This is a genomic window from Macrococcus capreoli, from assembly GCF_025628935.1.
GTDB classification, from domain to species: Bacteria; Bacillota; Bacilli; order Staphylococcales; family Staphylococcaceae; genus Macrococcoides; species Macrococcoides capreoli.
Genome location: NZ_JAOTIS010000002.1, coordinates 125,784 through 148,877, shown reverse-complemented (window position 1 = coordinate 148,877; position 23,094 = coordinate 125,784). Strand labels below are relative to the sequence as shown.

The following is a 23,094-nucleotide window of genomic DNA, read 5'->3' as shown; positions in this document are numbered from 1 at the left end:
TACAAGCGAAAAGAGTGGGATATCCCGCTCTTTTCTTAAGTTTTGTGAGGAGGATCATATGTCAAAAATTACTGAACGTGTTGAAACGATTGTTACCCCGATTATTGAAACGCTTGGATTTGAATTGGTTGATGTTGAATACGTTAAAGAAGGACCTGATTATTATTTACGTATAGCCATTGATAAACCCGGTGGAATTGATATTGCGGATTGTGCACTTGCCAGTGAAAAGATAAGTGAAGTGATGGATCAGGAAGACCCAATTTCAGAGCCTTATTTCATGGATGTTTCATCACCAGGTGCAGAACGCCCATTAAAGAAAGAAAAAGATTATCAGGATGCAATTGGTAATAATATTTATGTGAAATTGTATGAGCCGATTGAAGGCGATAAAGAATGGATTGGCATTTTAGAAAGTGTAAATGAAGATTTCATTACTATCAATGCAAAAATAAAAACACGTACGAAAGCAATTGAGATTGATCGTAAAAAGATTGCAAAAATACGTCGTGCAGTTGTTTTATAATCTGGAGGACACTATGAAAAAAAATAACGAATTATTAAATGCAATTGATTTTCTTGAAAAAGAAAAGTCAATTCCAAGAGAAGTATTAATTGAAACGATTGAAGCAGCACTTATTACAGCTTATAAGAAAAATTACAATTCAGCTAACAATGTCCGTGTAGAACTCAATATGGATAATGGCGTGTATCGTGTGTTTTCACGAAAAGACGTCGTTGAAGAAGTAATGAATCCACGCGAAGAAGTCAGTCTTGAAACAGCGCTACAATCAAATCCGGCGTATGAAATTGGCGATATTTATGAAGAAGATGTAACGCCTAAAGATTTCGGTCGCGTATCAGCACAAGCAGCGAAACAAGCTGTAATGCAGCGTTTACGTGATGCTGAACGTGGTATTTTATATAATGAATTCATCGATAAAGAAGATGACATTATGACTGGTATTATCGATCGTGTCGATCACCGTTATGTCTATGTAACGCTAGGGAAAACTGAAGCAGTATTATCTGAAGCAGAGCGTAGCCCAAATGAGGAATATCGTCCAACTGAACGTATTAAAGTTTATGTAAATAAAGTTGAACAAACGACGAAAGGTCCTCAAATCTTCGTTTCACGTAGTCATCCAAGCCTACTGAAACGTTTATTTGAACAGGAAGTACCTGAAATTTTCGATGGTACAGTTATCGTGAAATCTGTGGCACGTGAAGCGGGCGACCGTTCTAAAATCAGTGTTTGTTCTGAAAACCCAGATATCGATGCAGTCGGCGCATGTGTTGGTGCAAAAGGTGCACGTGTAGAAGCTGTTGTTGAAGAATTAGGTGGCGAGAAGATTGATATTGTTGAATGGAGCGCAGATACGAAGACGTTTGTTAAGAATGCGTTAAGTCCATCACAAGTCGTTGATGTGTTAGTTGACGAAGCAAACCAGTCAACAACAGTCATCGTACCGGACTACCAATTATCATTAGCAATCGGTAAAAAAGGTCAAAATGCGAGACTTGCTGCAAAATTAACAGGCTGGAAAATTGATATTAAATCTGAGACAGATGCAAAAGAAGCAGGCATTTATCCAGTAGAATAGAGGTGTTTTTATGAAACAAAAGAAAATACCTATGCGCAAATGTATATTAAGCAATGAAATGAAACCTAAAAAAGAAATGTTACGTGTCGTAAAGACTAAAGAAGGTGACATTTTTGTTGACCCAACCGGAAAACAAAATGGTCGTGGTGCATATGTCACAATGGATCTTGCAATTGTTGAAACAGCACGAAAAAAGAAAAAATTAGAACAATTTTTTGAGATTGACAGTGAGATTATCAGCCCGATCTATGACGAAATTATTCGTTTAATCTATAGAGAAATGATACCGAAACGATGAACAAAGAAGATAAATTATTTAATTTATTAGGCCTTGCGATGCGTGCAAGAAAACTCGCAACAGGTGAAGAACTCGTCATTAACGAAGTAAGAAGTAAGCGATGTAAATTAGTAATCCTAGCGTCGGACGCTGGACCCAATACAATGAAAACTGTTACGAATAAATGTCATTCATTTAACGTTCCATTAGTACAGTATGGAACACGATTTGAATTAGGGTATGCAATCGGTAAAGCAGAACGTGTAACGATTGGTATTCTTGATGCTGGATTTGCGAAGTCAATCCAGGCACTTATCCGTGACATCAATGAGGAGAGAACCTATGAGTAAAAAAAGAATATATGAATATGCAAAAGAAGTTAAATTAAAAAGTAAAGATATCATTGATGAACTGAATAAAATGAATATTGAAGTTTCGAGTCATATGCAAGTGATTGAAGATAAAGAAATTACAGCATTAGATAAAATCTTCAAAAAAGATCAGGTAAAAACTGAAGCAAAAGCAGAAACAAAAGCTGATACAAAGCAGGAAGTGAAAAAAGAGCAACCGAAACAAGAAGCTAAACCTGCAAATAAACCAGCTCAAAAACCGCGTCATAACAATAATCACCGCCCAGGTAGCAACAACAAACCAGGCACTGGTGGCGGCAACCGTAACAAAAAAGGTAAAGGTAAAGGCAATCAGAAACCAGAACCAGTTGTTCAAGTACCTGTCGTGAAAGAAACACCTTCTAAAATTACATATGAAGAAGGCATTACAGTTGGAGAATTAGCTGAGAAATTAAATAAAGATGCATCTGAAATCGTTAAAAACTTATTCATGGTCGGTATTATGGCAAATATTAACCAACCACTAAATCAAGATGCAATTGAATTAATTTGTTCTGAATATGATGTTGAAGCTGAATTAGAAGTTGTTGTTGATGCGACTGATTTAGAAACGTATTTCGAAGACGTTGATGCTAATCCTGAAGATATTATCGAACGTCCTTCAGTTGTTACAATTATGGGTCACGTCGACCACGGGAAAACTACGCTTTTAGACTCGATTCGTAATACACGTGTAACTGCTGGTGAAGCTGGTGGTATCACACAACATATTGGTGCTTATCAAATTGAAAATGAAGGCAAAAAGATTACGTTCCTTGATACACCAGGACATGCTGCATTTACGACAATGCGTGCACGTGGTGCGCAAGTAACAGATATTACAATTTTAGTTGTAGCAGCAGATGACGGTGTGATGCCTCAAACGATTGAAGCGATCAACCACGCAAAAGCTGCTGAAGTTCCAATTATCGTTGCAGTCAACAAAATTGATAAACCAACTGCTAACCCTGACCGTGTAATGCAGGAGCTTGGTGAGCATGGCTTATACCCTGAAGCATGGGGTGGCGACACAATCTTCGTTCAATTATCAGCAATCAAAGGCGACGGAATCGATGAATTATTAGAAATGATATTACTTGTTTCTGAAGTTGCTGAATTAAAAGCAAATCCTAAACGTACAGCAATTGGTACAGTTATTGAAGCGGAATTAGATAAATCTCGTGGACCGGCAGCATCTTTATTAGTTCAAGATGGTACGCTTGAAGTCGGAGATTCAATCGTAGTTGGTAACACGTTCGGTCGTGTTCGTGCGATGGTTAACGATTTAGGAAAACGTATTAAAACTGCAGGACCGTCTACACCAGTTGAAATTACTGGTTTACAGGATGTACCTTTAGCTGGTGACCGTTTCGTTGTATTCAAAGATGAGAAACGTGCACGCCGTATTGGTGAAGCTCGTCAACAACAAAACATCTTAGCCCAACGTCAGGAAAGTCAAAAAGTTTCACTTGATAATTTATTCGAACAAATTAAACAAGGTGAAATGAAAGACTTAAACGTAATTATTAAAGGTGATGTTCAAGGTTCAGTAGAAGCTTTAGCAGCATCATTAATGAAGATTGATGTTGAAGGCGTTAACGTACGTATTATCCATACAGCTGTTGGTGCGATTAACGAATCAGATGTTACTTTAGCATCAGCATCAAACGGTATCATTATCGGATTCAACGTACGTCCTGACACGAATGCAAAACGTGCAGCAGAAGCTGAAGGCGTTGATATGCGTTTACACCGTATCATCTATAAAGTTATCGAAGAAATTGAACAAGCGATGATCGGTATGTTAGATCCTGAATTCGAAGAGAAAGTGATAGGACAAGCTGAAGTACGTCAAACAATCAACATCTCTAAAGTCGGAACAGTTGCTGGTTCGTACGTAACTGACGGTAAGATTACGCGTGATTCACAAGTTCGTATCATCCGTGACGGCATTGTCGTATACGAAGGTCAAGTTGACGCATTAAAACGTTTCAAAGACGATGTGCGTGAAGTAGCGCAAGGTTATGAATGCGGAATCACCATTGAAAACTTCAACGATGTTAAGGAAGGCGACATTTTTGAGGCATTCGTGATGGAGCAGGTAGAACGCAAGAAATAATGCCATTTAGCGTTTTGAAGTTCTACGGAGATACCAACATAAGTTAGCGCAATTTTTACGAAATTATACCGTTTTCCCTAATCGGAGATATAAACGCATAGTTTCGTGAAAGAGCGCATACATGGTGCAGCCCGCAGTAATACCGACATATCGTCTTATGCCCGATTCTAAACGAATAAGGAGGGCGATGTGTTATGAAAAGGAAACTTACGAAAGTAAACCGAAATCCCTCGCTAGATGTTAGCGGGGGTTTTTCTGCGATTAATGACATCGTTATTGAGCGCAAAGAAATGATGAATTTGTCGCATAATACGCTAAAAGGGTACGGGCGTGTGTTCACGTCATTATACGAATACTTTGGCGATAGACCCGATGCAATGTATATTACGCATGAAGAGGCGCGCAGCTTTATACGCTGGTTACAAACGGATAAGGTACATTATAAAGACCGATTTCATAACGAAGGCATACAACGTGGCATCAAGCCGTCTACGATTAATACGTATCTAAAGCTATGCAAGACGATCTATAACGAACTTGTACTCGCAGGGTATATCGAAATCAATCCGTTCGAGGGCATACCTTGTATGAAGCGAGACAAAGAAAAAATTAAAACGATTCCGAAAGAAGATTTACGATTATTAATCGAAAGTTTAAACACGGCATACTATACGGAGTTTCGTCTTTATGTCGCAATACACGTATTGTTGGATACATTCGGTCGTATAGACGAAGTATTATCAATTAAAAAGACGGATATTGATTTCGATAAAAAGACGATTTATTTCTCGAAGACAAAAACGAATGATCCACGATACGTCGGATTTAGCAATCGCACAAAAAAGCTAATACTCGAATTAATCGAAGAGTGTCGCGAGTTTAATACCGTTTATTTATTCGTTGGGGTTAACGGTGAAAAGTTCCAACCCGAAGCATTTAGAGCGAATCTAAAGCGTTATAGCAATTATTACGGCATTAAGACGCATATAACGCCGCACATGTTCAGACACACGGCGGCCATGCTATTCCTCGAGAATGGCGGTAATATGCGCGTATTACAGAAGATACTCGGGCATAGAAAGATAGCTACAACGGAGATATATGCGCATGTAAGCGAAAACTTGCAGATGTTGCAGCAGGAATCGTATAGTCCGCTAGACCAAGTGCTGAAAGGCGAAAAGAAATACAATAAAGCGAGAAACCGACGAATTAGATAACGAATTATTAACGCCTATGACTGCGATGTTGTAGGCGTTTTTATTATGCGGTGTAAAACTTCTCTAAACTTTTTTAACGCAAAGTGTGCGAAAATACGAAGTCATTTCGTTATAGAAGTAAGGAGGCGAATAAATATGTCAGTTAAAGACGAAAGACAACCGTTCATAATGCTATCGAAGAAACTAGCGATGGACGAACGATTATCTGCTTCGGATAAAAGCGTTGCAGTGGCATTAGCAAGTTACGTTGATAATACGAAAACGGATCGCGATGCTTGGCCGGCACGTAAATCTATCGCAGCAAGAGCGAGAGTTAGCAATAATACTCTAACTAAATCGTTTAAAACGTTGGTCGAGTACGGGTACTTAGAAATCGTTGAGCGGTATAAATCGGACGAAGACGGTCGGCCGACTAAAGAGCGCGACACCAACATTTATATACTCAAAAACGTATAGTACTCGCTAATTTACGTGGAGGGGTACTACCAATTATTGTGGGGAGGCCTCACTTCAAAATAGCGACAGTAATAAGAATTATTATAACAAGAATTAACGTAACAAGAATTAATATATGCAACACTTGCTAAAGCAAGCGTATGCGCGTATCAAAACCATATTGCAATAAAGATATTATATGCCGGTTTTAATACGTATAAGAACGATATTACTAACGCATATATACGTATATGTATGCTATAGAAATAATAAACGAATTATAAACGAAAAGGAGACGGTAATATGGAACGTAATTTAGAAGCGATTAAAGAGGCGTTGTATTTGCGAAGAGTAGTCGAATGGGACGAGAATAAACTCGTATTAGACAACGGACAAGTGGTATCGATTATATGTTCGGAACAGGATTGTTGCGCATGGGCGGGAGGATCGTTCGATAAAGTAAAACTAGACGCAGTTATAACCGATGTAGAATTCGAGGTTCTTCGCGATAGCGAACATGACGGAGATACGTATGTAAGCGAAGGATCTATTAAGCTATTCCATAACCGAAATGAAATAGCGCAAGGCCTCGTATATGCTGACGCAGGTAACGGTGGCTATTATTATAGCGTAGCAGCTATTCAGATCGGATTAGATAGTTTTGACGTTTTAGACGCATAAAGGAGAAGGAGACGGTATTATGACGAAATTATATCAACCACATTACGATAACGGAGAAGCATGGTCGGATCATTACGAATGGACGAGTGACTACGTTTATGCAACAGAAGAAGAAGCCGTTGCAGAAATACTATCTCGCGGCTACTTAGACTTAGGCGTTACAGGATGGAAAGGCGAGAAATGGTATTCATTCGATAATGGCGATTGTGAATACGGACAAGAACGTTTAGGCATTGCGTATGTGAGAGAGATAACGTTAGGAGGCGCTGACAATGGTAATGGCCGATGAATATTACGGTAAAGCGGCTAGGCTTTTAGAGGCGGATAAAGCGCTACATGACGACGTAACTACGCAAGTGCTTGCTATTTATGACGTGCGTAACACGATCTTAGCCGATGACGAATTCGATAGAGCAACCGTGCATAAAGACTTGACTGCGATTGCCTCGGATATTTTAAACGCTTTAATTAAGCACTCGCAAGCAAGCAAGGAAAGGAGACGATAAACATGGCGATTCATTATTCGGATAAACCCGTTGAAAAATGGAACGTACGTAACTTAACCGATTATCTTTGCGACGAACATCGTAATAGATTCGGCATTGATTACGCACCATTCGGGTCATGGCAAGCAGAACGAGGTACTATCGGTAGGGTATTCGGTACTGCACGTAAGGAAGGAACGCATAATAAGCGATTAATTAAGGAATGGATTGATTACGTATTTGAAACGTATAAACCTTCGCAGCAGTACCCCGGCATATCATTCGGCTTTGCGTGGAAGTATCGACAGTCCGATTTACAAGTCGTACAGAAACGATTATTAGACGAAGATAAGGCGGCTGAAATCGAAGCCCAGCCGCTAGACGATGTTGCCGAATGGTTTAAGGCGTAAAGGAGTGAACCGATGATAGATTTCGATACTAAAGTTAAGACTGCAGAAGACGCACGTAAATTAACCGTCGATGGAAAACGTAAAATGGGTATTGCGAGAGACGTATCCGCAAAGTATACGGAGTCTTTGATTATGCAGCGTATTCAGTCAGAAGCCGAGCGAGGTAATTACTGTACGTTTATAAAGCGCACTTGGGGCAATGGCGTAGAAGGAAGACGCGGTAATTTTACGGTAGATACGGAAACTGAAAAATGTGTGCCGATATTACCGTATAGACTTACGGAGGATTGTGCGGTAACTAAAAGCCTAGTAGAGTGTGGATTTACGCTTGACTACGAAGAAGACCCGTTTGGGATAGAAGTTTTAATATCTTGGCGATAGAATACCCGTATAAGACGTTTAGAGCGACGTAGAGAGCGTTTAACGAATTAGACGATAAATACTACTCGAGAACTTTATCGTCGCTTATAAACGATATATGAACGAATAATAAACGAATGGAGACGATAAAATGAAAGTTATCAATTACGGAAGCACATACGAGATTTACGAAAACGAGTTAAAGACTTTTGACGCATTGCCTGCACAAACGTATCTAGTGAAGTTTCACCCTATGGCGGGATTCTCGCTTAAACAAGTTACTGACTTCGTACAAAAAGAGGAGAAACTATACGGAACACACGAAGTTAAAATCGAGAAGGTATTGTCTGCGTTTGAAAAGCAGAATAGATCGTTAGGCGTAATCCTTAGCGGAGATAAAGGGATAGGTAAGTCGTTATTTACGCAGTTACTAGCAGAAAAGGTGATTGAAAAAGGGTTGCCGGTAATCCTAGTAACGGATAATTATCCGAATGTAGCGGAGTTTATCGAAAAGATTACGCAAGAATGCTTAGTGCTATTCGACGAATTTGAGAAAGTGTTCCCGTATAAATATAATGACGAAGGTTCTACGCAGGATTCGATGCTAGGCCTATTCGACGGAACATCGCAACAGAAACGCCTATATGCGATTACTGTGAACGATTTACACAAGGTTAGTCCGTTTCTGATTAATAGACCGGGACGATTTCACTATCATATCCGTTTTGCATATCCTACACCTTCCGAAATACGTGAATATTTAACGGACAAAGTGTCCGAAGAGTATCATAGCGAGATTAAAGCGGTTGAGTTGTTTAGTAGCAACGTAAAACTGAACTTCGATTGTTTACGTGCTATTGCATTTGAATTAGATAACGGCACTTCGTTTACAGAAGCGATTCAAGATTTAAATATTTTAAGTACGGAAGCGCAAAGATATAACGTTTTGGTGACATTTCAAACCGCAGAAGGAAAAGAAATTGAAACGCCTATATCGAACGAACAGTTAGACCTATTTAGTGCAAACGAACGACTTGAATATTACTCCGATTCAGATTGTTTTACTATCGCTATTGACGGTACTGCTGCGGTAGAGTCGGATGGTGGACTGTTTATTAGTGGCGGAGATTGCGAAGTACTATACTTATCTGACGGTAATGATCGAATTAAGCCGGGATCAACGATTAAGAACGTAGTGTTAATGCAACAAGCGCAGCCAATGCTTCATTACGTAATATAAGTCGAATTGCTAGGCCGCGCCACAACTGCTGAAACGAGAGTTATCGGCTAATGTGGAATTGAACTCCATATTTGACGGACTTTTTGCAATTCTACTCCATATTAGCCGAAGTTTTAGCGGTAAATGTCGATATAAAATAAAAGTTTTATTTAGGAGGAAAAGAATGGAACGAAAAGTGATAGAGACGATAGAAATTAGTAGTGTTTTATATACAGTAAAATTTATCGAAATGAGACATAGTGGTAACAGAGAATGGGAGTCCGAATGTTATTGGAACTCATATAATAAGCTAGTAAAACATTTACAGTCGCAAGGTTTTAAAGAACGAGATGAAATGGAATTTATGAAAGAAACGAATATTTCTCATATCCATGCAATTATTAGAACTGTGTATTAATCAAATAAAATTAAACATTTATCGCATAATTACGATTATGTTAATTACGATTATGCGAATAAAATAACTAGGAGGCGTTGATACTGTGTATGATAACGAAGATATGTTTTTAGTGTATTTCATACTAATTTATATTATTTGTGCTATAACGCTTTTAATATCGCTGCTAATTTAAACGAAATAAAAACGAAAGGGGAACGCTATGGCAACTAAGTATCGAATCTCAAAAATTATGTGGGGATACGACGAAGAGGTAAACACGAATTGGATTACGGGAGAGAGCGAATGTATCAACGAGTATTACGTAGTAACCGTAGTAAATGTAGACAATCCGTTTCTAAGACGCTCTATACGTGTAGAAAAATCGCAATTCAATCCGGACGAGTTTCATATAGGACGAATTATATCGATGTAAAATCAACGAAAGGAGAACGCTATGACAAACGAAGACATCTGCGCATTAGCGCCATTCTGCAAACATGCGGGCAGCACAAGGTGTAACGATCAATGCGCACCATTTATATCGGTTAATGCACGTTATGACAACGCAGACATACCGATTGATTACGCAGGCGTAACGCTAGACACAAGTCCTGCGAAAGACGAGCAATCCGAAATTTATACGGTATTGCAATCGTATGTAGAAACGTTTAGTACGGACGTTCGCATAAAGAACTTATACTTGTATTCGAAGTCGCCGGGAACGGGAAAGACAACGACTGCAATAGCGTTATTAAACGAATATATTCGCAGACGCTTCTTATATTACGCTAAAGAACGTAGAACTATCCCCGAAGCATTAGGCGCATTTTTAGACGTTAATGAATTACAAACGAAATACAATCTCGCGTCAATGTCGAAGGACGACGAGGATATGGACGCAATTAAAGACGCAATCGTGCATTATTCAAACGTAGAGTATCTTGTAATCGATGATGTCGGCGTTAGAAGCGCTACTGAATCGTTTAGAGCGATGGTACATTCGATTGTGAATGCTCGAGTAACAAACGGCAGGCCAACCGTATTTACGTCAAACGTAGAAATAGGCGGCTTGACTAGCGTATTCGATTCGAGGTTACAGGATAGGATTGCGGATCAGACGCTTATGTTGGCGTTTAAAGGCGAAAGTAAAAGGGGGCGACGATGATGGAACACTTAACGTTACAAGAACTTAGCGATTATTGGTATGAGCGCGCTAATAAAACGTATGAAGAAGACGAAGACGATTTCGCTTATAGATACGAGTTTAGAGAAGCGTGGGCTACGTATATGTTTTATAGAGAAATGGCAGGCAGGTACGAATTAGACACGCTTGCAGAATTAGAACATCGAAAGGAGGCGGCAGCCGTTGAGTGCAAACGCGGGGCTTTTATTCATCAATAAAGCGATCCAAGCCGAATCATTTAGCGTGTTTGCTAAGTATGGCATACGTGAAGATTCGTTCGTATCTGCTAGCGAGCGCAAGTTCTATCGCTTTATAGAAGACTATCACGATAAGCAAGGACAGATGCCGTCGTATGCATTAATGGCGGACACATTCGATGACTTCGTATATGTACCTGATATAACGGATAGATTCGAACCTTTAGCAGAAGGAATCGCAAACCGTAAGTTAGCCGTAGAGTTTAACCGATTCTTTGAACGTGATTTTGAGTCGATTAAAGAGGCTACAAACGGAGATACATCTGCGCTTATTTCGCAGTTGACAGAATCATTAAACGATATTAGACTTAAATATACGAACACCAGTTCCCCATTGACAAGTATTAAAACGTCTGCTTCGGATTATATCAACGAATACAAACGTCGCCAACTCGGGGGTTCGTTCGATACGTGGGAATCATTCTTGCCATTCTTAAACGAAGAGTTGGGCGGTTATACATCGGGCAACTTATACGTTTGGTATGGACGTTCGGGGCGAGGTAAATCTGCTATCGTTTTACGTGAGGCGTTAGAAATCGCTCAACAAGGCGCAACTGTATTAATATGGTCGCTAGAGATGTCGACTTATGACGTACTTACACGTTTATATACGATGTTATCTGCGAAGTTAGAAAAGACTACGGTTACTATTGACGGGGAAAAACGCAAGGCAGGGTTCGACTCGAGGGATTTACGAAACGGCCATCTTTCTGCGGATTTCGAACGCGTATTCACCGAGATGCTAGAAACGATAAACGAGCATGTCGAAGGCAATATCGTTATCCGTGCCGTTGATGATCTCGACTTTAATACGAGAAATGTAGCGCAATTACATTCGGACATTGAATCGACTAATGCAGATGTTGCGATAATCGATCCGATGTATTACATGGATTACGAAACTAATACGTCTAAGACTGCGGGTGGAGATGCTGCTGAAACGTCTAAGCGATTAAGACGCTTAGCAGGCGCATTGAATGTCGTATTAATGACGATGACACAGGCAGAAGAGGACGAGAAAGAGTCGAAAGAGAATGCAGTTAGAACGCTTAAACTACCGAAACGAAGCGAAGTTAAGAAGACTAAGGCGTTACTAGAAGATGCTTCGGCATTGATTGCGATTGATACGGACTACACGCAAAGCCGTGGTATTGTCGGAATTAATAAAGGACGTAATGGAGGCGAAGGAACGTCGTGTGAATTAACGTTTCTGCCGAATTACGGAATAATAGAGCAGTTATTAATCGATGGCGATATGTTCGATTTTTAAACGGAGGTGCTTTATGGGCGGATTAGATACGAAAGTGTATTTTGAATTAGAGGACGGGACAGAATACGTTGCCGTGTTCTCGGATAAGCGTTATATACCCGAAGGACTTTGCGAGTTATGGATTGCTAGCCATACTGACGGTGTTTTGGCGCACCATAAAGGCGTTAAAGCACGGACAGTATTATACGAAGACAAAGTAAAATTACCGTAGAAAGACGAAAGGAGTCGTATAAAGCGTGGCAACGATTAAAGTATTAGGACGCAGTATAGACGTAGATGTACGCGAAGAAATCGAGGAGTACGAATGGCATAACGCTAAATGGACGGAGGACAAGATGGTCGCATCGAGTCCTTTTCGTGCAGGAGATCGTAAACCTTCGTTTTGGGTTAATTTTACGGGGGAATATTCCGGCGTTTTCGGCGATAGTGCGTATGAAGACGATTATTATAAGTCGGGTACATTGCCGAAGTTACTCGCATTCCTGCGCGATGAATCATACGAAGAAACATGCGCATACTTGCTCGAAAAGTACGATTACGATTATACCGATCAAGACATCGAAGTAAGCGTAGGGAATATCGCATTAACCGAAAATAAGTCCATGATTTTATCTCCGGCCATTTATGATAAGCCGATAGACACGGACTATCTCGTAAAAAGATGTATTCATCCGAAAGTAATCGAAATGAATGGCGTATTTGACAACGGTGATAATGTAGGAATACCGTGGCGTGACGTTAATGGCAATGTAGCAGCGATTAAATATCGGCATAAACGTAGTAAGTATTTTTGGTACGAAGATGGCGGGACTGCCTTGTCAAGGCTTATTTACGGGTTGGATGTCGTCATTAAGCGTAAAATTCAACGCGCCGTTATATGCGAGGCAGAAATCGATGCAATGACGTGGCAAAGTATCGGTATATTCGCCATCGCTATTGGCGGCGCTAGGCTTAACGAGTATCAAGCCGATTTAATTGTAATGTCGGGTTTAACCGAAGTAATACTTGCAGGCGATAATGACGTTCAAGGACAGAAATTTAATCGTATCGTAGAAGAATTCTTGCGCAATAAGATAACGTTGAATAGAATTAACTATAGCGATATGGACGGGTGCAAAGACGTTAATGAACTCGGATTAGATCGCTTAAAGACGGTACGCATAGTGCCAATTAAAGAGAAGGAGATACGGATATGAAACGTTTAATAATCGGATTAACAACGGCAGCAATTCTTTTAACGGGATGTGGCGCGCAAAGTAAGTATAAGAGTGAAGACGCGAAATTAGAAGTGTATACGGTTAATACTGCGAAGGCTATTCGCGAAAATCTTAACGAAGCAGGCGGAGTAAAAGCAGGCGAGGAGTTGAATCCGTATCATGCTGACGCTAAGAAGTTCCGAGAAGCTATTCCGTATATTGAGGCGTTTAAGAAGGATATAAAGGCGGATAAGTTATCGAATGATAAGCGAGCATTATATGAAGATTTATTAACGGCTTTACGTCCATACGATAAATTTGCAGAATTAGCGAAAGAGGATAACGACGCAGCATTTGCGTGGGAGTTTAAATCGTTACCTAAAAACGAGTTTCTGCATGTTGCCGAGTATTATACGGATAGTTATCGTGATGGTGAGTATAAGCCGTTAAAGGATATTCGCGATTAATCGTTTTCTATGACCGGGAATATTGTGATGGCTTTATCATTAGCTTTTAATTCTATATCGAATTCTGACGAATCTAAATCCATTATATACTTTAATAGCGTAAGTTTATCCATTCGTAAGTCAGGTGTGTATCTATCGGTACTTTTACGTTTATTGTCTGCTAACAGTAAATACGCCGCTAATCTCGCAGATGGCGGTAACTCTGTTTTAGGGTTTAGCGTTTTACGTACCGCTCCCTCTGATATTCCTAATAGATCTGCTAACGTGCTATTATTATGCGGCGAGTCGTTCATTGACTTAATTAATATGTTTTTATACTCGTCATTATCGTATTCAAGTTCGAGTCTATTTAATAAGTCTAAGTACACGTCATCAAAGGATTTATCATTATTTTTATCCATGAATATGCCTCCTTGTAATATTTCTGTAACTTTATTGTAATCGTACTGTTATTGTATTCGTATTATAATACGAGTAATATTAGTTTTGTAAGTTGCGCTAACAACTTGCGAAAATAAAAATAAAAAAAAATATTAACGAATGTGTGCGAAAACGTGATTTCATTTCGTTAGTATAATAGGAGGACGATTAAGTGAGAAACGCCATAATTAAATACGTAACCTCTAAAGGTATTTCGGATAGACACGTTGCTGAAACGATAGCAAACGATGTTCTGATGAAAGCCTCTGCGAAAGGTAAAGAATTTGCAGAAGCGAGATACCGAACGCTTGACTACTTACGTAAAGCGAAGATTGAGCGAGAACGCTTTATCTCGTTAGACGAACCGAGCGCTAACTCGGATGACACGTCTACTACGCTATATGACATCATAGCAAGCGATGAATCGAATGAAAAGGAAAGCCGCCTACAAGACCACCAACGCGAATTGATTTACAGTCTTGCAAACGGCTCGGACGAAAGAACTACGCTAATAGTTCAAACGTTCTTGGACTCTGATAAACCTACGGTCACAAACGTCGCTAAACGTTTAGGCCTGCATCACATGGAAGTTAAGCGAGCGCTAACTCGTTTATCTTCGAAATATGATGAAAGTTTATACGGTGATTTAAACGGCTATTTTGTCGCTTAAACGTCCTAACCGATTCTAACATATATTATAAGTTATTTCAATCGGAGTTATTCCGGTTGTCTATGGTGTAATTGTACAACGAATTTAAACGAAAAACAACCGAACATTAAACGAACACTTTTTGAACGCTTATCATACGAAAAAACAAGGAAGGACGGTACAGAACGATGTTAGATTTATTCGATTTAATTGACGAAAGATTCGGCGACATTATCTACAACGGAGGTATCGACGCCAACGAAGATATTGCTGATTATATTACGTTGCAGGAGGTAGTAGCGCATGCCTAATGTAGAATACGAAGTAAGTAAGCACGCAATCCAACGCTACAAAGAACGATGTGGCGGCCGTGGAAAAGGCGATGTATTAGCGTTTAATGCGAAAAAATGGTGTAACGAGTACATTCCGCAATCAGAATGCTTAGGCGTTTACGAAGACGGGCATACGCACTATCGATTCAAGCAGATGGAGATTGTTGTTTCGAAAGAAAACGTAGTAATAACGATTAGCTTCTATACAGGCGTAACCCAAACGCTAGTAGAAGAAGTGTCAGACGCAGTAAAGACGAAGATTATGCGACTACTAAAGCCGTATAAGAAAGCGTATAAAGAGTTGCAGATCGAAATGCATGAGGCGGAGATTAGACGCTTAAAAGCGCGTAATCCAAAGGTACAAGAACGTATTGCAGAAGTGATTACGGATATTAACCGTGAAATTATAACGGTTAGCAATCATATACACGACTTAGAAACGCTAGCAAAAACATATAACGTGGAGGTATAAACAAATGAAAGAAGAAACAATGAAGTATATCGATCAGTTAGCAAAATCATTAAACGTAGCAAGTGAACACGTTTATGAAGCGTTACTAAAGCAGGCAGTAGTAAGCGGGATTATGTCGATAGTGTGTGCTATAGTCATGCTAATCGTAACGATTGCGTTAGTGTTGGTTATCCGTAAAGCGTGGATTAAGGCGGAATACGACCCTTATTTCGATAGTGGAGACGCTGCTATGTGTACATTTGTTGTAGGAATCGTATTATTCATAGTCGTTTGTGTAGGCATATGCGCGGCTGAAAACGGAGTTACCGCTTTAGTTAATCCCGAGTATTGGGCGATTAAAGAAGTACTAAACGCAATTAAGTCGTAGAAAGAGTTAAACGTTGATAATGCGGGTTAGCAATCGTTAGCCCGTATCAATGAACGTTTAATATAGCGCTTAAAGACGTTCAATGTCGTTAATGGAGACGTCCATAAATGACGAAATTTAAACGAATGGAGACGGTAACATGAATGTAACAAGTGGATTAGATGCATTAAATTTACTCAACGAAGTAGAAACGGCAGGACACGAAAATAAGTTCTCGAAGCTTGGCAGCGGAGAAAAGCGTACAGTTAAAGTGCTAAACTTCGGAGACTTTATCGGAGTTCAAACGTATTCAATCTTTAAAAAGGTTAACACGTTCGTGCCCGAGAATCCGCCTAAGCTATCTGCGAAAGGATTCCCGGTTGACGCTTTAACTCCGTTTGATAAGGCGTGGCAATATTGGCAAGATAAGAGCGAAAAGTTCGGAGACGAGGCGTCACAAGAAGCCGGTCAGTTCCGTATTAAACCTCGCTTTGCTATCGGATTCTACGACTTAGATGCGAAGGAATGTATCGTTATTGATTTCTCGAAAAATCAAGCGAAAGACGTTATCGGTATCATTCAACGTAATGATAAGAAACTAGGCAAGAAAGCGTTCGAATTAGAGAAGAGCGGTACGGGTACGTCAACGAAAGTCGTATTAACTCCGCTAGACTTAGAAGATTTGACGCAAGAACAAGAAGCAGCGTTTAATGAAGCGCCTGCATCGTTCGATAAAACGTTATTCGAAAATCTTTATTTCGTTCAAAACGAAGAGCAGATGATTGAATCGTTAAAAGCGACAGGGTTCGACGTATCATTAATCGGACTTGAAGGCGGTACACCCGTTGTTGAAACGGTAAATGCAGAAGACGACCCGACTGCAAACTTTTAATCGAAGGGAATGACGTACATGGCGCACGAATCAACGCTAACAGGTGGCGTAAGCGAACACTTAGCGACGGCCATGCTCTTGTCAAACGGGTTCTCCGTATTTCATGCGGCAGTTCCCGAAGTCTACGATTTGATTGTTGTCGGAAAGGATGACGATGGCGATAACGTAGTATTCACCGTGCAGGTTAAAACGGTAAAGATACGAAGTGATCGCGAAGGTCAAGTCGTTATCAAAGGCGCTAATAGTAATGGCGTACCTTATTCGAGAAAAGACGTCGATTATATATTCGGCGTCCACCTCGATAGTAATACCGGGTACCTAATACCTAATAACGAGCAATCGGAATATTGGGCGATGGACTTTGAGACGGCAAGAACGAAATGGACGGAGTATTCGCTTTAAACGCTATTTCATCGGAATATGTCCGGTGAATGATGCGCATAAATATTGCGATTGGATTACCGATCGTAACGAAAAATAAACGAAACGCGAAAGCGAAAAAAGGAGACGATTATATTATGGCGATTAAATTAGAGGCGAACGGTACAACTTTCACATTCGATACTATGGAAGAGTACGAGGCGTTTGCGAAAATTCACGCAGAAAATGGCGATGTAGATGCGCAAAAAGATGTGCCGCAAGGGTATGCGAAAGTATCGTATGAAGGCGCAAAAGATGGCGACTATTTTTTAGCGAAGGAATACGGTTCAGACATTACACCGGGGACTAAATACCTTATCGAGCGAGACGTTTGTGACGATTTAATCTTTTACGATGACGAGAATGATGCACGAGACTTAGCTTGCCATTACGAAAACGGACTTATCCTACGCAAGATTGATGCGGAGTCAACTACAGATAATGAGGACGAAATCAAAGTCGGAGATAAGGTAGAAATTATCGGAAACGGTGGCAGTATTCGACACTATTATGAAATCGGAGTTGTAGGCGTAGTACTAGGCGTTGACGAGAATTCTTACCGCATAAAAGTCGATAAGTTAGAGCAGCATGTATATAAGACTGACGTTAAGAAAGCCGGAGTAGTTGCGGAAGAAGAGCCGAAGGAAGAGACGTTCTATATGATTAAGAGCGAATATGTCGATACTGACGAAGTAAAGAGTGAAGAGTTTGGAGTAGGCGCAGACCGTATGCTTCTTACTAAGACAGGCGAAGAGGTTAAGGGGTTCATAGCGTTGATGTATGACATAGAATTAAAAGTCGTAGATGCTTACGGAGAACACAAAGAAGGTGATATAGTTGGCGGATTAGTCGCAGTTAACGAATATCATATATACGAAGTTACTCGCGAAGAGTTCGAAGCTAAGAAGAAAGCGTATTTAGCGGAGAAAGATGCGCCGTTTAAAGTGGGAGATATTGTAACGTGTATTGACGGAGATGCATACGCATGGACTACGGATGAAGCATTGATGAAAGTTGTTGAATTACTCGAAGAAGATAACGAAATAACAGTAGAAGTACTAAAACACGTTAAATACGAGCATTGTTTACACGGTGAATATCCGGTAGATCCACAATACTTCGTTAAAACTACGGAAGAGGAGTTCAACGCTAAACACGGTATCACAACGAAGGAAGAGCCGAATAAAAACGTTCCCGAAGGATACGAAAAAGTATCGTTTGAAGACGCAAAAGAAGGCGATTATTTCTTAGCGTTAGAAGACGTTACAGACATCGAAGAAGGCGAGAAATACGAACTATACGAAGATAGTTGGGACGGTTTATCATTCGAAGATGAAGACGGAGACGAGCGTGAGTTAATCGACTTTGACGAAAATGAAGAAGGTATCGTTATCCGTAAAGTAAGCGAAGCTAAGTCGGATAAATCAAAGTTTAAAGTAGGCGATAAAGTACGCGTTAAAGCAGCGGTTTACCATAACTTTCCGGAAGGTACGATCGGCACAGTCGAGAAGCATTCGCATAACAAAAGTTGGGTCGTTAAAACCGACGAAGCTTCGTTGCAGCGTTTCGACTGTATGTTTGGCGGGAAGGGTACGCAATCTATATCGGAAGTCGATCTTGAACACGTAGTAGAAACGGTTAAAGATGAGCCGGTCAAACCCGCGATTAAAGTCGGCGACATCGTTAAAGTCCGCGCAAAAGGCTATCATTACTTGAAAGACGGTGTATTGGCGAAAGTAATTGCAACTGAAGGAAGTTTTGTTACCGAAGGAATTGACGTAGAAGTAGAACCGCTTGACGGAGATAATGCGTTCAGAAGTGCAGTGCATAATGAAACGCAATTCGTAGAAATTAAAGACTTAACGTTAGTTATCGAAGAAGAAACGTATAAGATCGAAATAGGCGACGTAGTTCGTACTAAGACGAATTATACGGATGGATATAACGACTCAATCAAGAAAGGCAGATTATCAATTGTAAAGGACGTTAGATCTAACGGAGTTGTCGTTGTTGAACAACGATTAGATAAAGAATACGTAATTGTAGAAGCAGAAGACGTAGAAAGCACGTTAGAACTCGTAGCAAAAGCGATTAAGTAGCGTAGAAAGAGGCGATGAAAGATGAACGTTAAAATCGAACTAAACGAATCATCGTCTAACCTTATTAACGCATCTAAAACGGCAATAGACGCAGGGGCAGGGGAAACGTTAGAAGAGGCGTTTTCCCGTATCCTTAGCGCTAAAACCGTATCAGATACGGACAGAAAGCGTATATTAGCGGTTAAAGAGGCGTTAGAAGAAGGCGAAATAACACGAGAACAAAAAGCGTATGAAAAAGGACGCAAACTAAGTAAAGCCGAAGTATTACGTTTATACAAAATCGTTGAAGAGCGCTCACAGGAACGTATCTTAAACGAAATGAAAGAAAGTATGCCATGTAATTATCGATTAATAACCGACGAAAAATCGTTATTATACATGGTTGCCGAGTTAAACAACGAAGAAACAATCGTTTTCGACGTTGAAACGACAGGAACGGATATATGGTCGGATTATATCGTAGGACACGTATTGTCTGCGGTTAAAGCCGATAGGCATTATTATATACCGACTAAGCATGATACGCATGAAACGCAGCTAGACCATGATTACGTATTAAGCGTATTAAAAACGATTTATGAAGACGAAACCGTAATGAAGATTGCGCATAATGCCGGCTTTGATATTCACATGTTACGTAACGAAGGGATTACCGTTCGCGGCGAGTTGTGGGATACGCAAGAAGCAATGCGCTTATTAAACGAGAACGAACCGTCGTATGCGCTAAAGACGTTAGTATCGAAATTTCTAAAGATTCCGTCGCTTACTTACGGACAATTATTCGGTAAGAAAGGTTTCAACGAAGTATCGGATTTACTAATTGCAACGGCATACGCCGCGAAAGATGGAGATGTAACGTATAAATTATACGAATTCCAACGCAAGATTTTATCAGAACGTTTTCCAACGATTTATCAATACGCAAAAGAGATTGAAATGCCGTTGTTATACGCAGTAGTCGAGATGGAACGCACAGGATTCGTTATCGATGAAGAATATGCGAAAGAGTACGGAGAAAGATTAACGCAAGAGATCGCAGATACGGAACATCGCATAAAGAAGGTATTCGGCGATATAAACCTTAATAGTCCTGCGCAGGTTAAACCGGCAATAGAGGCGCATATAGGACGTGAGATACCGAATACAGACGCTAAAAGAACGCTTAAACCTTTAGCGAAAGATTACGTAGTAGTCGAAGATTTACTGCATTATAAAGAGTTAACGAAGTTATACGGCACATACGTTGATAAGTTACCGCAGTTTATCCGTGAAAAAACGGGCAAGTTAATGGCGAACTATAATACGAATGGTGCGAAGACAGGACGCTTTAGTTCGGGCGGTGGATCGGTCAACCTGCAAAATCAACCGTACGAAGCACGTAAGCTATTCGTTGCTCCGAAAGGATACGTAATGCTAGGCGGAGACTTTAGTCAACAGGAGTATCGAGCATTAGCGGCATATAGTGGCGAAGAGAAGTTAAAAGAGAATTATCGTAATGGCACGGATTTATATTCAACGGTAGCAAGCGAAATCTTTAATAAACCTTTAAGCGAGTGCGGAGACGGTTCTATATATCGTAAGCAAACGAAGGTAATCTTACTTGCGATTGCATACGGTACAGGTGCTAGAACGTTATCAATGCAGCTTGGAAAAACGGTTAAAGAGGCACAGGCAATACTAGACGACTTTAAAGCGAAGTATACGACATTAGGCGCATGGATCGAGCATAACCGTGAATACGTGCAGAAGCATGGGTTCGTATGGTTAGGCGATAAATGTCGTAAGCGTAGATTACCCGATGCATTAAATCCAGATAGCGATTATTGGTATTCGGCAGTAATGACACAATCAACTAACGCAATTATTCAAGGCAGCGCGGCTATTCAAACGAAAGCGACATTAATTGCGTTGCAACAGTTTTGTGAACGAAAAACAAACGAAGGTAAAGGGGAATGGCGATTGTGGTGCGTAGTCCATGATGAAGCGATTCTGCTAGTTCCCGACACATTAACGCAAGAAGACGTAGACGAGTTTAGACGCGTGATGGTGGAAACGTATCAATTCGGAGATGTACCGAATAAGACCGACATTGAACTTAGTTTACGTTGGGGCGAAGGTATGACGGTAGAAGATTGGTTTAAACGAAAGGAGTCGGAATAATGGACGGATTATACGTAACAATCCCGCAAGTAGAGTACGATCAACTGTTGGAAGACCAAGCGTTTCTATACGCCTTAGAAACAGCAGGCGTTGATAATTGGAATGGATACGCAATGACTCATGAGATATACGAAGAGGGGGACGAATAAATGGCGAAAGTAATAGTCGAAATATATTTTACTTACGGTAAGCAAGACGGAGAAGAGTTACACGACAGTTACGTAACAGAAGATTCGGCAAGTATGCGTAACGATTTATTCGATTATTGGACGGAGTATGCTGCACATACGGAAGGCGATAGAGATGATTTTGTGGCCGGGTATATAGACGATGTATTTATCGAAAGAGGCGGCGGAGATTGGGACGATCCGACAGGCTGCGCAATTGTTATTACGACATATGAGCAAAAGAAAGCCGCTATTGAGCGTCAATATAAACGAGAATTAGCGCGATTAAACGAGCAATTCGGATTGGAGGACGAATAAATGGTGAAATTTAAAGTAGGCGATAAGGTACGCGTTATTAAGGAATTAAACGGACATCACTTTGAACTCGGAGAAATAGTTACGATTACTGAAGTCGATTTAGACGACCCTATTTGCCCGTACGAAGCAAACGACACATTGTGGGTTGGTGACGATGAAATCGAAGCAGTCGAAGAAATCACGTATAAAGCTAACGGAATCTTAAACGTAGAAGTAAACGTAGACGCATTACACACGACACCAAACGTTTATCCGGGACAAGTACGTATGTCAACGGACGGTTTCGTGATACTAGTTATTCACGCAATCCACGGATTAGACGACGGGGAAACGGAAGGGTACTATAACTCGATTATCCTACGCGATCCGTTAGACAACGAATTAGACTTCGAATGCAATCTGCCCGTACGTAATCAATCAGGTGATAATATAGCCGAAGAGTATCCTATCATAGTAGATGCGAAATTAACAATCGATAAAGTAAGCGGAGGTGCTGCGTAATGTTTAATATCGGAGATAAGGTTAAAACGTTAGATGGCGTTATAGGAACAATCGATTCTTATTACGGAGACAAGGAGGTTGCGACCGTTATCGTCAGCGGAAATGCTTACGATTTAGATGAGGTAATGCCTTTAGACGATTATGGTATTCATGCGCCTGCTAGCGAACTGTATGACGCATCCAAAGATGATCGCGATTTAGTCGTGGGTAACGCTTCAAGAATATATAAAGCGGTAGAGCATTTAAATGAAGCCGCAGATTTATTACTTCGAGTTGCGGAAGATTTAGATGAGTAATAAGACGTATATAACGCTATTAACACTAAGCGTTATACTGACGGTTATTTTAA

General features: G+C 40.4%; 33 protein-coding genes. 32 read left to right on the top strand and 1 reads right to left on the bottom strand.

Going from position 1 to position 23,094, the window contains the following annotated elements; genetic code table 11:
• The first annotated feature begins 58 nt into the window (after positions 1 to 58).
• The 20 genes from rimP to OCL94_RS02390 all read left to right on the top strand — a co-directional run bounded on the left by rimP (position 59) and on the right by OCL94_RS02390 (position 13,969).
• Positions 59 to 526 (top strand): ribosome maturation factor RimP, encoded by a 468-nt coding sequence (gene rimP, locus OCL94_RS02485; protein ID WP_262994217.1) that lies wholly within the window; start codon positions 59 to 61, stop codon positions 524 to 526.
• A 13-nt stretch (positions 527 to 539) separates the two neighbouring features.
• Positions 540 to 1,604 (top strand): transcription termination factor NusA, encoded by a 1,065-nt coding sequence (nusA, locus tag OCL94_RS02480; protein ID WP_262994214.1) that lies wholly within the window; start codon positions 540 to 542, stop codon positions 1,602 to 1,604.
• Between the two features lie 10 nt (positions 1,605 to 1,614).
• The gene (rnpM, locus tag OCL94_RS02475; protein WP_262994212.1) at positions 1,615 to 1,902 is read left to right on the top strand and encodes an RNase P modulator RnpM; all 288 of its coding nucleotides are present in this window, start codon (positions 1,615 to 1,617) and stop codon (positions 1,900 to 1,902) included.
• Complete coding sequence (locus tag OCL94_RS02470; RefSeq protein ID WP_262994209.1) at positions 1,899 to 2,231, top strand: L7Ae/L30e/S12e/Gadd45 family ribosomal protein; 333 nt, start codon at positions 1,899 to 1,901, stop codon at positions 2,229 to 2,231. Before rnpM ends, OCL94_RS02470 begins: the two co-directional genes overlap by 4 nt.
• The gene (infB, locus tag OCL94_RS02465) at positions 2,224 to 4,389 is read left to right on the top strand and encodes a translation initiation factor IF-2 (RefSeq protein WP_262994207.1); all 2,166 of its coding nucleotides are present in this window, start codon (positions 2,224 to 2,226) and stop codon (positions 4,387 to 4,389) included. Before OCL94_RS02470 ends, infB begins: the two co-directional genes overlap by 8 nt.
• Before the next feature lie 194 nt (positions 4,390 to 4,583).
• A complete protein-coding gene (locus OCL94_RS02460; protein ID WP_262994205.1) occupies positions 4,584 to 5,606 on the top strand; it encodes a tyrosine-type recombinase/integrase in 1,023 nt (340 codons plus the stop codon).
• A 45-nt stretch (positions 5,607 to 5,651) separates the two neighbouring features.
• Positions 5,652 to 6,062, top strand: a complete 411-nt coding sequence (locus tag OCL94_RS02455; protein ID WP_262994203.1) for a helix-turn-helix domain-containing protein — start codon at positions 5,652 to 5,654, stop codon at positions 6,060 to 6,062.
• Between the two features lie 282 nt (positions 6,063 to 6,344).
• A complete protein-coding gene (locus tag OCL94_RS02450; RefSeq protein WP_262994201.1) occupies positions 6,345 to 6,722 on the top strand; it encodes a DUF7448 domain-containing protein in 378 nt (125 codons plus the stop codon).
• A gap of 19 nt (positions 6,723 to 6,741) precedes the next feature.
• Positions 6,742 to 7,011: a hypothetical protein gene (locus OCL94_RS02445; RefSeq protein ID WP_262994199.1), complete on the top strand. Its 270-nt coding sequence runs from the start codon at positions 6,742 to 6,744 to the stop codon at positions 7,009 to 7,011.
• Complete coding sequence (locus tag OCL94_RS02440) at positions 6,995 to 7,228, top strand: hypothetical protein (protein WP_262994197.1); 234 nt, start codon at positions 6,995 to 6,997, stop codon at positions 7,226 to 7,228. Before OCL94_RS02445 ends, OCL94_RS02440 begins: the two co-directional genes overlap by 17 nt.
• A gap of 2 nt (positions 7,229 to 7,230) precedes the next feature.
• A complete protein-coding gene (locus OCL94_RS02435; RefSeq protein WP_262994194.1) occupies positions 7,231 to 7,617 on the top strand; it encodes a hypothetical protein in 387 nt (128 codons plus the stop codon).
• Between the two features lie 12 nt (positions 7,618 to 7,629).
• Entirely contained in the window at positions 7,630 to 7,998 is a 369-nt protein-coding gene (locus OCL94_RS02430) for a hypothetical protein (protein ID WP_262994193.1), read from the top strand.
• Between the two features lie 130 nt (positions 7,999 to 8,128).
• Entirely contained in the window at positions 8,129 to 9,217 is a 1,089-nt protein-coding gene (locus OCL94_RS02425) for an ATP-binding protein (protein ID WP_262994191.1), read from the top strand.
• A 163-nt stretch (positions 9,218 to 9,380) separates the two neighbouring features.
• Entirely contained in the window at positions 9,381 to 9,614 is a 234-nt protein-coding gene (locus OCL94_RS02420) for a hypothetical protein (RefSeq protein ID WP_262994189.1), read from the top strand.
• A gap of 436 nt (positions 9,615 to 10,050) precedes the next feature.
• Complete coding sequence (locus OCL94_RS02415; RefSeq protein WP_262994187.1) at positions 10,051 to 10,761, top strand: ATP-binding protein; 711 nt, start codon at positions 10,051 to 10,053, stop codon at positions 10,759 to 10,761.
• Positions 10,758 to 10,997 (top strand): hypothetical protein, encoded by a 240-nt coding sequence (locus OCL94_RS02410; protein ID WP_262994186.1) that lies wholly within the window; start codon positions 10,758 to 10,760, stop codon positions 10,995 to 10,997. The genes OCL94_RS02415 and OCL94_RS02410 overlap by 4 nt, the downstream gene beginning before the upstream one ends.
• Positions 10,963 to 12,306, top strand: coding sequence for a DnaB helicase C-terminal domain-containing protein (locus tag OCL94_RS02405; RefSeq protein WP_262994184.1), 1,344 nt, complete (start codon positions 10,963 to 10,965; stop codon positions 12,304 to 12,306). The genes OCL94_RS02410 and OCL94_RS02405 overlap by 35 nt, the downstream gene beginning before the upstream one ends.
• 13 nt (positions 12,307 to 12,319) lie before the next feature.
• Positions 12,320 to 12,517, top strand: coding sequence for a hypothetical protein (locus OCL94_RS02400; protein WP_262994182.1), 198 nt, complete (start codon positions 12,320 to 12,322; stop codon positions 12,515 to 12,517).
• A 25-nt stretch (positions 12,518 to 12,542) separates the two neighbouring features.
• The gene (locus OCL94_RS02395) at positions 12,543 to 13,502 is read left to right on the top strand and encodes a toprim domain-containing protein (protein WP_262994180.1); all 960 of its coding nucleotides are present in this window, start codon (positions 12,543 to 12,545) and stop codon (positions 13,500 to 13,502) included.
• Positions 13,499 to 13,969, top strand: coding sequence for a hypothetical protein (locus tag OCL94_RS02390; RefSeq protein ID WP_262994178.1), 471 nt, complete (start codon positions 13,499 to 13,501; stop codon positions 13,967 to 13,969). Before OCL94_RS02395 ends, OCL94_RS02390 begins: the two co-directional genes overlap by 4 nt.
• Here OCL94_RS02390 and OCL94_RS02385 read toward each other — a convergent pair.
• Positions 13,966 to 14,370: a hypothetical protein gene (locus OCL94_RS02385; protein WP_262994176.1), complete on the bottom strand. Its 405-nt coding sequence runs from the start codon at positions 14,368 to 14,370 to the stop codon at positions 13,966 to 13,968. The two genes, OCL94_RS02390 and OCL94_RS02385, sit on opposite strands and share 4 nt — an antisense overlap.
• A gap of 191 nt (positions 14,371 to 14,561) precedes the next feature.
• Between OCL94_RS02385 and OCL94_RS02380 the strand changes: the two genes are divergently transcribed.
• The 12 genes from OCL94_RS02380 (at position 14,562) to OCL94_RS02325 (ending at position 23,041) form a co-directional block, all read left to right on the top strand.
• Positions 14,562 to 15,059 (top strand): hypothetical protein, encoded by a 498-nt coding sequence (locus OCL94_RS02380; RefSeq protein ID WP_262994174.1) that lies wholly within the window; start codon positions 14,562 to 14,564, stop codon positions 15,057 to 15,059.
• Positions 15,060 to 15,226: 167 nt separating this feature from the next.
• Positions 15,227 to 15,349 carry a hypothetical protein gene (locus tag OCL94_RS02375; protein WP_262994172.1) on the top strand — a complete coding sequence of 41 codons (123 nt, stop codon included), beginning with the start codon at positions 15,227 to 15,229 and terminating at the stop codon, positions 15,347 to 15,349.
• Positions 15,342 to 15,842, top strand: coding sequence for a hypothetical protein (locus OCL94_RS02370; protein WP_262994170.1), 501 nt, complete (start codon positions 15,342 to 15,344; stop codon positions 15,840 to 15,842). Before OCL94_RS02375 ends, OCL94_RS02370 begins: the two co-directional genes overlap by 8 nt.
• A gap of 4 nt (positions 15,843 to 15,846) precedes the next feature.
• On the top strand, positions 15,847 to 16,209 hold the full coding sequence (locus OCL94_RS02365; protein WP_262994168.1) for a hypothetical protein: 363 nt from the start codon (positions 15,847 to 15,849) through the stop codon (positions 16,207 to 16,209).
• A gap of 139 nt (positions 16,210 to 16,348) precedes the next feature.
• Complete coding sequence (locus OCL94_RS02360) at positions 16,349 to 17,080, top strand: vWA domain-containing protein (protein ID WP_262994166.1); 732 nt, start codon at positions 16,349 to 16,351, stop codon at positions 17,078 to 17,080.
• A gap of 18 nt (positions 17,081 to 17,098) precedes the next feature.
• A complete protein-coding gene (locus OCL94_RS02355) occupies positions 17,099 to 17,482 on the top strand; it encodes a group I intron-associated PD-(D/E)XK endonuclease (RefSeq protein ID WP_262994164.1) in 384 nt (127 codons plus the stop codon).
• Positions 17,483 to 17,511: 29 nt separating this feature from the next.
• Complete coding sequence (locus OCL94_RS02350) at positions 17,512 to 19,599, top strand: hypothetical protein (protein WP_262994162.1); 2,088 nt, start codon at positions 17,512 to 17,514, stop codon at positions 19,597 to 19,599.
• A gap of 21 nt (positions 19,600 to 19,620) precedes the next feature.
• Positions 19,621 to 21,759, top strand: a complete 2,139-nt coding sequence (locus OCL94_RS02345; RefSeq protein WP_262994159.1) for a DNA polymerase — start codon at positions 19,621 to 19,623, stop codon at positions 21,757 to 21,759.
• Entirely contained in the window at positions 21,759 to 21,908 is a 150-nt protein-coding gene (locus OCL94_RS02340) for a hypothetical protein (RefSeq protein WP_262994157.1), read from the top strand. The genes OCL94_RS02345 and OCL94_RS02340 overlap by 1 nt, the downstream gene beginning before the upstream one ends.
• Positions 21,909 to 22,244, top strand: coding sequence for a hypothetical protein (locus tag OCL94_RS02335; protein ID WP_262994155.1), 336 nt, complete (start codon positions 21,909 to 21,911; stop codon positions 22,242 to 22,244).
• Positions 22,245 to 22,745, top strand: a complete 501-nt coding sequence (locus OCL94_RS02330) for a hypothetical protein (RefSeq protein ID WP_262994153.1) — start codon at positions 22,245 to 22,247, stop codon at positions 22,743 to 22,745.
• Positions 22,745 to 23,041: a hypothetical protein gene (locus OCL94_RS02325; RefSeq protein ID WP_262994151.1), complete on the top strand. Its 297-nt coding sequence runs from the start codon at positions 22,745 to 22,747 to the stop codon at positions 23,039 to 23,041. The genes OCL94_RS02330 and OCL94_RS02325 overlap by 1 nt, the downstream gene beginning before the upstream one ends.
• Positions 23,042 to 23,094 lie beyond the last annotated feature (53 nt).

What these genes read in the sequence shown, in the direction of transcription:
- OCL94_RS02430 (WP_262994193.1), top strand. Translation starts at nt 7,630, where the DNA reads ATGATAGATTTCGATACTAAAGTTAAGACTGCAGAAGACGCACGTAAA.
- OCL94_RS02330 (WP_262994153.1), top strand. Translation starts at nt 22,245, where the DNA reads ATGGTGAAATTTAAAGTAGGCGATAAGGTACGCGTTATTAAGGAATTA.
- OCL94_RS02445 (WP_262994199.1), top strand. Translation starts at nt 6,742, where the DNA reads ATGACGAAATTATATCAACCACATTACGATAACGGAGAAGCATGGTCG.
- OCL94_RS02375 (WP_262994172.1), top strand. Translation starts at nt 15,227, where the DNA reads ATGTTAGATTTATTCGATTTAATTGACGAAAGATTCGGCGACATTATC.
- rimP (WP_262994217.1), top strand. Translation starts at nt 59, where the DNA reads ATGTCAAAAATTACTGAACGTGTTGAAACGATTGTTACCCCGATTATT.
- OCL94_RS02365 (WP_262994168.1), top strand. Translation starts at nt 15,847, where the DNA reads ATGAAAGAAGAAACAATGAAGTATATCGATCAGTTAGCAAAATCATTA.
- OCL94_RS02355 (WP_262994164.1), top strand. Translation starts at nt 17,099, where the DNA reads ATGGCGCACGAATCAACGCTAACAGGTGGCGTAAGCGAACACTTAGCG.
- OCL94_RS02415 (WP_262994187.1), top strand. Translation starts at nt 10,051, where the DNA reads ATGACAAACGAAGACATCTGCGCATTAGCGCCATTCTGCAAACATGCG.
- OCL94_RS02350 (WP_262994162.1), top strand. Translation starts at nt 17,512, where the DNA reads ATGATGCGCATAAATATTGCGATTGGATTACCGATCGTAACGAAAAAT.
- OCL94_RS02410 (WP_262994186.1), top strand. Translation starts at nt 10,758, where the DNA reads ATGATGGAACACTTAACGTTACAAGAACTTAGCGATTATTGGTATGAG.
- OCL94_RS02420 (WP_262994189.1), top strand. Translation starts at nt 9,381, where the DNA reads ATGGAACGAAAAGTGATAGAGACGATAGAAATTAGTAGTGTTTTATAT.
- OCL94_RS02385 (WP_262994176.1), bottom strand. Translation starts at nt 14,370, where the DNA reads ATGGATAAAAATAATGATAAATCCTTTGATGACGTGTACTTAGACTTA.
- OCL94_RS02470 (WP_262994209.1), top strand. Translation starts at nt 1,899, where the DNA reads ATGAACAAAGAAGATAAATTATTTAATTTATTAGGCCTTGCGATGCGT.
- OCL94_RS02325 (WP_262994151.1), top strand. Translation starts at nt 22,745, where the DNA reads ATGTTTAATATCGGAGATAAGGTTAAAACGTTAGATGGCGTTATAGGA.
- OCL94_RS02455 (WP_262994203.1), top strand. Translation starts at nt 5,652, where the DNA reads ATGCGGTGTAAAACTTCTCTAAACTTTTTTAACGCAAAGTGTGCGAAA.
- infB (WP_262994207.1), top strand. Translation starts at nt 2,224, where the DNA reads ATGAGTAAAAAAAGAATATATGAATATGCAAAAGAAGTTAAATTAAAA.
- OCL94_RS02360 (WP_262994166.1), top strand. Translation starts at nt 16,349, where the DNA reads ATGAATGTAACAAGTGGATTAGATGCATTAAATTTACTCAACGAAGTA.
- OCL94_RS02450 (WP_262994201.1), top strand. Translation starts at nt 6,345, where the DNA reads ATGGAACGTAATTTAGAAGCGATTAAAGAGGCGTTGTATTTGCGAAGA.
- OCL94_RS02460 (WP_262994205.1), top strand. Translation starts at nt 4,584, where the DNA reads ATGAAAAGGAAACTTACGAAAGTAAACCGAAATCCCTCGCTAGATGTT.
- OCL94_RS02440 (WP_262994197.1), top strand. Translation starts at nt 6,995, where the DNA reads ATGGTAATGGCCGATGAATATTACGGTAAAGCGGCTAGGCTTTTAGAG.
- OCL94_RS02340 (WP_262994157.1), top strand. Translation starts at nt 21,759, where the DNA reads ATGGACGGATTATACGTAACAATCCCGCAAGTAGAGTACGATCAACTG.
- rnpM (WP_262994212.1), top strand. Translation starts at nt 1,615, where the DNA reads ATGAAACAAAAGAAAATACCTATGCGCAAATGTATATTAAGCAATGAA.
- OCL94_RS02435 (WP_262994194.1), top strand. Translation starts at nt 7,231, where the DNA reads ATGGCGATTCATTATTCGGATAAACCCGTTGAAAAATGGAACGTACGT.
- OCL94_RS02400 (WP_262994182.1), top strand. Translation starts at nt 12,320, where the DNA reads ATGGGCGGATTAGATACGAAAGTGTATTTTGAATTAGAGGACGGGACA.
- nusA (WP_262994214.1), top strand. Translation starts at nt 540, where the DNA reads ATGAAAAAAAATAACGAATTATTAAATGCAATTGATTTTCTTGAAAAA.
- OCL94_RS02370 (WP_262994170.1), top strand. Translation starts at nt 15,342, where the DNA reads ATGCCTAATGTAGAATACGAAGTAAGTAAGCACGCAATCCAACGCTAC.
- OCL94_RS02345 (WP_262994159.1), top strand. Translation starts at nt 19,621, where the DNA reads ATGAACGTTAAAATCGAACTAAACGAATCATCGTCTAACCTTATTAAC.
- OCL94_RS02335 (WP_262994155.1), top strand. Translation starts at nt 21,909, where the DNA reads ATGGCGAAAGTAATAGTCGAAATATATTTTACTTACGGTAAGCAAGAC.
- OCL94_RS02425 (WP_262994191.1), top strand. Translation starts at nt 8,129, where the DNA reads ATGAAAGTTATCAATTACGGAAGCACATACGAGATTTACGAAAACGAG.
- OCL94_RS02390 (WP_262994178.1), top strand. Translation starts at nt 13,499, where the DNA reads ATGAAACGTTTAATAATCGGATTAACAACGGCAGCAATTCTTTTAACG.